This window comes from Sediminimonas sp. (assembly GCF_024637375.1).
GTDB lineage: Bacteria > Pseudomonadota > Alphaproteobacteria > Rhodobacterales > Rhodobacteraceae > Sediminimonas.
On sequence record NZ_JAGXFK010000047.1, the window covers coordinates 1 to 6,173 of the forward strand.

The window sequence follows — 6,173 nt, forward strand, 5'->3', positions numbered from 1 at the left end:
GCCGGCGGGCACCACGCGCGGCTTCAATGAGGCCGAGTTCCGCCGCATCGGCCAGTGGATCACCGAGGTCGTCGATGGCCTGGCCGCCAACGGCCCCGACGCCAACACCGAAACCGAGGCCCGCATCCGCGACGACGTCCGAAAGATGTGCGAAAAATTCCCGATATACAGCAACTTGTAACACATCACACCCCGCGGCAGCAGGTGCTGGCCATGCGGACGCCGAAGCAGTAGACGGGACACATGCTGAACTTTGCGACATATGGCGATCAAACCGATTCGCCGACCCTTCTGCTTGCACACGGCCTGTTCGGGGCCGGCCGCAACTGGGGGGCGCTGGCGCGCAAGCTGTCGGACCTGCGCCGGGTAGTCACCGTGGACATGCGCAACCATGGCGACAGCCCGTGGTATGATTCACATGACTACAAGGACCTGGCAGGCGACCTGGCCGAGGTGATCGGCTCCCTCGATCAGCCGGTCGATGTGCTGGGCCACTCCATGGGCGGCAAGGCAGCGATGGCGCTGGCGCTGATGCATCCAGAGCTGGTGAATCGCCTGATCGTGGCAGATATCGCGCCCGTGCCCTACGAGCACAGCCAGATGCAGTATATCGACGCGATGAAGGCGGTTGATCTGACTCGCGTCACCAACCGCTCCGAGGCCGAGGCGCAGCTTGCGGCGAAGATCGAGACGCCGGAATTGGCGGGGTTCTTCGCCCAATCCATTAACGTGAAAAAGAAAGAGTGGCGCCTCAACCTTGACGTTCTGGCCCGCGAGATGCCCCGGATCCTGTCCTTCCCGCAAGATCTGACCGGCCCCTATCGTGGCCCGGCATTATTCTTGTCGGGGGCGGAGTCGGATTACGTCAAACGGGAATACCGACCTGAAATAAAACGGCTATTCCCGTCCGCGCAATTCGCCGCGATCCCCGGCGCGGGGCATTGGCTGCACGCCGAAAAACCGCGCGAATTCGAGGCCGCGGTGCGCGTCTGGCTGGATCGCGAGGCCAGCGACGCACAATAATCGGACGCCGCCCCGTGACCTACCGTCCATACGGGCCGAACGCACGTTTCGCGCACTGAATTCTTCTGGCGAGATATACCCCCACCGATGTCGGCAAGGCGCGTCGCTGACGGCGTAAGGGCGCTAAATACGGGCGGCGGCGGCCCCAACGGGGACCCCTCCCATCAACCGCCACCGCCCGACCCGCGGCGCGCCCTGAGGCGCGGCGGGAACCTGGGCCGGCCTGCCTCAGCTATCCGAGGTGATCGCCCGCGCCACCGCCCACGATACCGGCATCGCGATGACCGCGCCGACACCCACGGCAATCAGGATCGGGTTGAGCGTGTCATACCCTGCCACCAGGGCTGCGACCATGAACGACCCCGCAAGGGTCACCCCGGCAAAAAGGTAAACCAGCAAAGCGACTTTCAGCATATTATCATCCCTCGTCATCGGGCACCGACCCCATCGGCGTGCGCCGTTCACTTTGGCCGAATCTATCGCAGGGCCGCGGCGCGGTCCTTGATCTGGGTCAGATCGGCGCGCCAAACCCCTTTTCGCCGGCGCGGTTATCGGCTAGCTGGCGCTCATGCCCCGCTATGCGCTCAGGATCGAATACAACGGCGGCCCGTTCCGCGGCTGGCAGCGCCAGCGTGCCCTGCCCACGGTCCAGGGTGCGGTCGAGACGGCGCTGAGGCGGCTGGAGCCCGACATTCCCGGCATCGGCGCGGCGGGGCGCACCGATACCGGGGTGCACGCGCTGGGCCAGGTGGCGCATTGCGACCTGGTGCGCGATTGGGCACCGTTCCGGCTGATGGAGGCACTCAATTTCCACCTGAAAGCCGAGCCGGTGGCGGTGACCGCCTGTGCGCACGCAGCCGACGACTGGCACGCGCGGTTCTCGGCCACGCACCGGCGCTACCTGTTCCGAATGCTGGTGCGGCGCGCGCCGGCCTCGCTTGAATCGGGGTTGGTCTGGCAGGTACGCCGAGACCTGGACGTGGACGCGATGCGCGCCGGCGCTGCGCACCTGGTCGGGCATCATGATTTCACCACTTTCCGCTCGACCGTCTGCCAGGCGAAAAGCCCGGTCAAGACGCTCGACATGCTGGAAATCGAAGAGGCGCGCGGCCTCTCGGGCCACGAGTTGCGCTTTCACCTCAAGGCGCGGTCGTTCCTCCACAACCAGGTGCGCAGCATCGTCGGCACCCTGGAACGCGTCGGCGTCGGCGCCTGGCATCCTGACGACGTGCACGCGGCCCTCGACGCACGCGACCGCGCCGCCTGCGGGCCCGTGTGCCCGCCGCAGGGGCTGTACCTGGCCGAGGTGGGATACCCGCAAGACCCGTTCGCCGGCGCCTGAGGCAACCAGCAACGCCCGCGCGTCACTTGCGGCGCAGGCGGATCACCACGTCGACGCTGGCGATCTCGGCCCCTTCGGGCGCGCCGGGCAGTGCCGCGATCTGCAACTCGTCGGCAGGCGCATCGCACAGCACGCCGGTGTCTTCCCAGAAGAAATGCGGGTGATCATGGGTGTTGGTGTCGAAATAGCTGCGTGTACCGTCGACGGTGACTTCCTGCATCAGCCCGGCGCCGCAGAATGCGCGCAGCGTGTTGTAGACAGTCGCCATCGAAACGTTGGCGCGCTGGTCGCTGGCGGCGGTGAACAGGCTTTCCGCGGTGACGTGGCGGTCCTGCCCGTCGCCGACCAGCAGTGCGGCCAGCGTCAGGCGCTGCCGCGTCGGGCGCAATCCGCCACGGGCCAGCCAATTGCTGGCGCGGCGCGCGTTTTCGGCCGGGAGATTTTGCGGTTCTGCGCTCATGCTCCGCTCCTATTCCTTGAGGTGTCAATATAGGGATCGGCCCCGGGGAATTTCAAACGAAAACTCCGCCCCCTGCCCACCAAGCGGCCCGCCTGGTGGGCGTTTGGCAGGCTTGCAAGCCCGGCGCGCGCGGTGATAAGTCCCCTTGCAAGATTGCAGCCAGACATCACCACGAGGGGGCGCGCCGGCATGGCCCAGTATCCAAGCAGTTTCGACAAGGACGACCTTCTGCGCTGCGCGCGCGGCGAATTGTTCGGCGCCGGCAACGCGCAACTGCCCGAGCCGCCGATGCTGATGATGGACCGCATCACCGATATCTCGGCCGATGGTGGCAAGCACGGCAAAGGCCATGTGGTGGCCGAGTTCGACATCCACCCCGACCTGTGGTTCTTCGAGTGCCATTTTCCCGGCAACCCGATCATGCCCGGCTGTCTGGGCCTTGACGGCCTGTGGCAGCTTACCGGCTTCAACCTCGGCTGGCGCGGCTGGCAGGGGCGCGGCTATGCCCTGGGCGTGGGCGAGGTCAAGCTGACCGGCATGGTCCGCCCCGACCGCAAGATGCTGACCTATTACGTGGATTTCACCAAGGCCGTGCAGACCCGCCGCCTGACCATGGGCGTGGCCGACGGCATCGTCGAGGCCGATGGCGAGGTGATCTACCAGGTCAGCGACATGAAAGTCGCGCTGAGCGAGGGCTGAGCGCGCACCCGCTCCATTGTCTGCCATGCCGGATGGAGCGGGCGTTCGCAGCGGTTGCCAAGCCGCGCATCGCCGCGCCGGTATCCGCGCACGGCGCGGCTCCGCTAACCGCTTGCCCCATCTCCGGCGCTGTCCTACACAGGATGCAGCCAGACAAAGGGAGGCAAATATGCGGCGTGTCGTCGTCACCGGTCTCGGGATCGTGTCCCCCATCGGAAACTCGGCCGCGGAGGTGACCGCGGCGCTCAGGGCGGGTCGCTCGGGCATCGAGGCGGTGCCCGATATGGCCGAACACGGCTTTCGCAGCCAGGTGGCCGGGACCCTCAAGATCGAAGTGCGCGAACACGTCGACAAGCGCACGCTGCGGTTCATGGGGCCGGGCGCGGCTTATGCCCATATCGCCATGGGCCAGGCGATCGCCGACGCGGGGCTGGAAGAGGCCGACATCGTCAACCCGCGCACCGGGCTGGTGGCCGGGTCGGGCGGGCCGTCGACATCGGCCATGCTGGCCGCGCACCAGACGGTGCTGGAAAAGGGCAGCCCCAAGCGCATCGGCCCCTTCGCGGTGCCCAAGTGCATGTCATCCACGATCAGCGCCAACCTGTCCACCGCCTACCGGATCAAGGGTATCAACTATTCCATCACCTCGGCCTGTTCGACCTCACTGCACTGCATCGGCAACGCGGCCGAGCAGATCATGATGGGCAAGCAGGACGTGATGTTCGCCGGCGGCGGCGAGGAACTCGACTGGACGCTGTCGTGCCTCTTTGACGCCATGGGCGCGATGAGCGCGAAATACAACGACACCCCCGAGCGCGCCAGCCGTGCTTTTGACGCCGACCGCGACGGGTTCGTCATCGCCGGGGGCGGCGGCATCGTGGTGCTCGAGGATCTCGACCACGCCCGCGCCCGCGGCGCGAAGATATATGCCGAGGTGACGGGTTATGCCGCCACCAGCGACGGTCACGACATGGTCGCCCCCTCGGGCGAGGGCGGCGAGCGCGCCATGCGCCTGGCGCTGGACACGCTGCCCGAGGGCCGCAAGGTGAGCTATATCAACGCCCACGGCACCTCGACGCCGGTGGGCGACGTGGGCGAAGTCGAGGCGGTGCGCCGCGTCTTCGGCGAGGGCGCCACGCCGCCGATCAGCTCGACCAAGTCGATGACCGGCCACAGCCAGGGCGCCACCGGCGCGCAGGAGGCGATCTATTGCCTGGTGATGCTCGACCACGATTTCATCGCGCCCTCGATCAACGTCGAAACCCTCGACCCGGCGATCAACGAAGGCGAAATCGCAACCGCCCGCATCGACGATGCCGGGCTGGATACGGTAATGACCAACAGCTTCGGCTTCGGCGGCACGAACGGGTCGATGCTGCTGTCCAGGTTTCAGGAGTAACGGCGCATGGGCGGAGTAATGGATGGCAAGCGCGGCCTGATCATGGGCGTCGCCAACGACCGCTCGATCGCATGGGGTATCGCGCGCGCCATGGCCGCAGCCGGCGCCGAACTGGCATTCACCTACCAGGGCGAGGCGTTCGGCAAGCGGCTTGAGCCGCTGGCGGCCTCTGTCGGGTCGGACCTGCTGATGGATGCCGACGTGACCGACGACGCCTCGCTCAACGCGGCGTTTGACACGCTGGCGGCGCGCTGGCCGACGATTGATTTCGTCGTCCATGCCATCGCCTATTCCGACAAGTCGGAACTGACCGGCCGCTTCGTCAACACCAGCCGCGCCAATTTCCGCACCTCGCTGGAAATCTCGGCCTATTCCTTCATCGACGTGGCTCGCCGGGCGCACCCGCTGATGAAGGACAACGGCGGCACCCTGCTGACGCTGACCTACCAGGGATCGAACCGCGTGACCCCGTTCTACAACGTGATGGGCGTGGCCAAGGCGGCGCTGGAATCGGCAACGCGCTACCTGGCCAACGATCTGGGCCGCGACGGCATCCGGGTGAACGCGATCTCGCCGGGGCCGATGAAGACGCTGGCCGGCGCCGCCATCGGGGGCGCGCGCAAGACCTACAAGCACACCGACCAGAACGCGCCGCTGGGCGGCAATGCCACGCTCGAGGCCGTGGGCGGCACTGCGGTCTACCTAGCCTCGGACGCTGGCGCCTGCACCACCGGCGAAATACTCCGCGTCGATGGGGGCTACCATATCCTGGGCATGCCGCAGGCCGATAACATCTGACCCGCCACTCCGCAGGCGCGCCCCGCTTCATCTTTCCCGAAATACTCCCGCCGGAGGCATCCGACGCCAGCACCGCACGGCACCGGCGCAGGGCGCCCCGGCTCAGCGTTTGCGGTCGCGGCGCGAACTCATCGGCTGGAAGGCGACGCCGACATGGGCTTCGCAATAGGGCTTGCCCGATTGCACCGGCAGGCCGCAGAACCAGAAATCGTCGGTCGCCGGATCGCCGACGGGCCATTTGCAGGTCCGCTCGGTCAGCTCCATCAGCGTCAGGCGGCGGGCCTTCTTCTCGATCTCGCTGACCTTGGCAAGCGCCTCGGGGCTGATCTCGTTGGCCGAGGGCTGCGGCGGCAACGGCTGCCCGGCGGGGATGATCGCCTTGCGGCCCTGCGGTGCCGGCGCCTCGGCGGCGGGCGCCTCCGGCCCCTCCGCGGCGGGCGCGGCCGTGGGCC

8 protein-coding genes and 1 pseudogene are annotated in these 6,173 nt (G+C 67.2%); 6 read left to right on the top strand and 3 right to left on the bottom strand.

The annotated features are described in order from the left end of the window. Window positions 1–181, top strand: a pseudogene (gene glyA / locus Q0L89_RS07430) (serine hydroxymethyltransferase); the annotation flags it as partial. Between the two features lie 62 nt (window positions 182–243). Then, a complete protein-coding gene (locus tag Q0L89_RS07435; protein ID WP_296763524.1) occupies window positions 244–1,023 on the top strand; it encodes an alpha/beta fold hydrolase in 780 nt (259 codons plus the stop codon). A 228-nt stretch (window positions 1,024–1,251) separates the two neighbouring features. Here the strand turns inward: Q0L89_RS07435 and Q0L89_RS07440 are convergent, their stop codons facing one another. Beyond that, window positions 1,252–1,437, bottom strand: coding sequence for a CTP synthetase (locus tag Q0L89_RS07440; protein WP_296763525.1), 186 nt, complete (start codon window positions 1,435–1,437; stop codon window positions 1,252–1,254). Window positions 1,438–1,591: 154 nt separating this feature from the next. Here Q0L89_RS07440 and truA point away from each other — a divergent pair, with 154 nt between their 5' ends. Beyond that, window positions 1,592–2,365, top strand: coding sequence for a tRNA pseudouridine(38-40) synthase TruA (gene truA, locus Q0L89_RS07445; RefSeq protein ID WP_296763526.1), 774 nt, complete (start codon window positions 1,592–1,594; stop codon window positions 2,363–2,365). 22 nt (window positions 2,366–2,387) lie between these two features. Here the strand turns inward: truA and irrA are convergent, their stop codons facing one another. Beyond that, on the bottom strand, window positions 2,388–2,825 hold the full coding sequence (gene irrA, locus Q0L89_RS07450) for an iron response transcriptional regulator IrrA (RefSeq protein ID WP_296763527.1): 438 nt from the start codon (window positions 2,823–2,825) through the stop codon (window positions 2,388–2,390). Window positions 2,826–3,014: 189 nt separating this feature from the next. Here irrA and fabA point away from each other — a divergent pair, with 189 nt between their 5' ends. The 3 genes from fabA (at window position 3,015) to Q0L89_RS07465 (ending at window position 5,721) form a co-directional block, all read left to right on the top strand. Then, window positions 3,015–3,524 carry a bifunctional 3-hydroxydecanoyl-ACP dehydratase/trans-2-decenoyl-ACP isomerase gene (gene fabA / locus Q0L89_RS07455; RefSeq protein ID WP_296763528.1) on the top strand — a complete coding sequence of 170 codons (510 nt, stop codon included), beginning with the start codon at window positions 3,015–3,017 and terminating at the stop codon, window positions 3,522–3,524. Between the two features lie 169 nt (window positions 3,525–3,693). Then, window positions 3,694–4,923, top strand: a complete 1,230-nt coding sequence (gene fabB, locus Q0L89_RS07460) for a beta-ketoacyl-ACP synthase I (protein WP_296763529.1) — start codon at window positions 3,694–3,696, stop codon at window positions 4,921–4,923. 6 nt (window positions 4,924–4,929) lie between these two features. Next, the gene (locus Q0L89_RS07465; protein ID WP_296763530.1) at window positions 4,930–5,721 is read left to right on the top strand and encodes an enoyl-ACP reductase; all 792 of its coding nucleotides are present in this window, start codon (window positions 4,930–4,932) and stop codon (window positions 5,719–5,721) included. 102 nt (window positions 5,722–5,823) lie between these two features. On the opposite strand, the gene Q0L89_RS07470 is transcribed toward Q0L89_RS07465, so the two are convergent. Beyond that, a partial coding sequence (locus Q0L89_RS07470; protein ID WP_296763531.1) for a GcrA family cell cycle regulator occupies window positions 5,824–6,173 on the bottom strand: 350 nt, incomplete at its 5' end.

Excerpts from the sequence above, each read along its gene's own strand:
- Q0L89_RS07435 (WP_296763524.1), top strand. The coding sequence starts at position 244 with ATGCTGAACTTTGCGACATATGGCGATCAAACCGATTCGCCGACCCTT.
- Q0L89_RS07440 (WP_296763525.1), bottom strand. The coding sequence starts at position 1,437 with ATGCTGAAAGTCGCTTTGCTGGTTTACCTTTTTGCCGGGGTGACCCTT.
- truA (WP_296763526.1), top strand. The coding sequence starts at position 1,592 with ATGCCCCGCTATGCGCTCAGGATCGAATACAACGGCGGCCCGTTCCGC.
- irrA (WP_296763527.1), bottom strand. The coding sequence starts at position 2,825 with ATGAGCGCAGAACCGCAAAATCTCCCGGCCGAAAACGCGCGCCGCGCC.
- fabA (WP_296763528.1), top strand. The coding sequence starts at position 3,015 with ATGGCCCAGTATCCAAGCAGTTTCGACAAGGACGACCTTCTGCGCTGC.
- fabB (WP_296763529.1), top strand. The coding sequence starts at position 3,694 with ATGCGGCGTGTCGTCGTCACCGGTCTCGGGATCGTGTCCCCCATCGGA.
- Q0L89_RS07465 (WP_296763530.1), top strand. The coding sequence starts at position 4,930 with ATGGGCGGAGTAATGGATGGCAAGCGCGGCCTGATCATGGGCGTCGCC.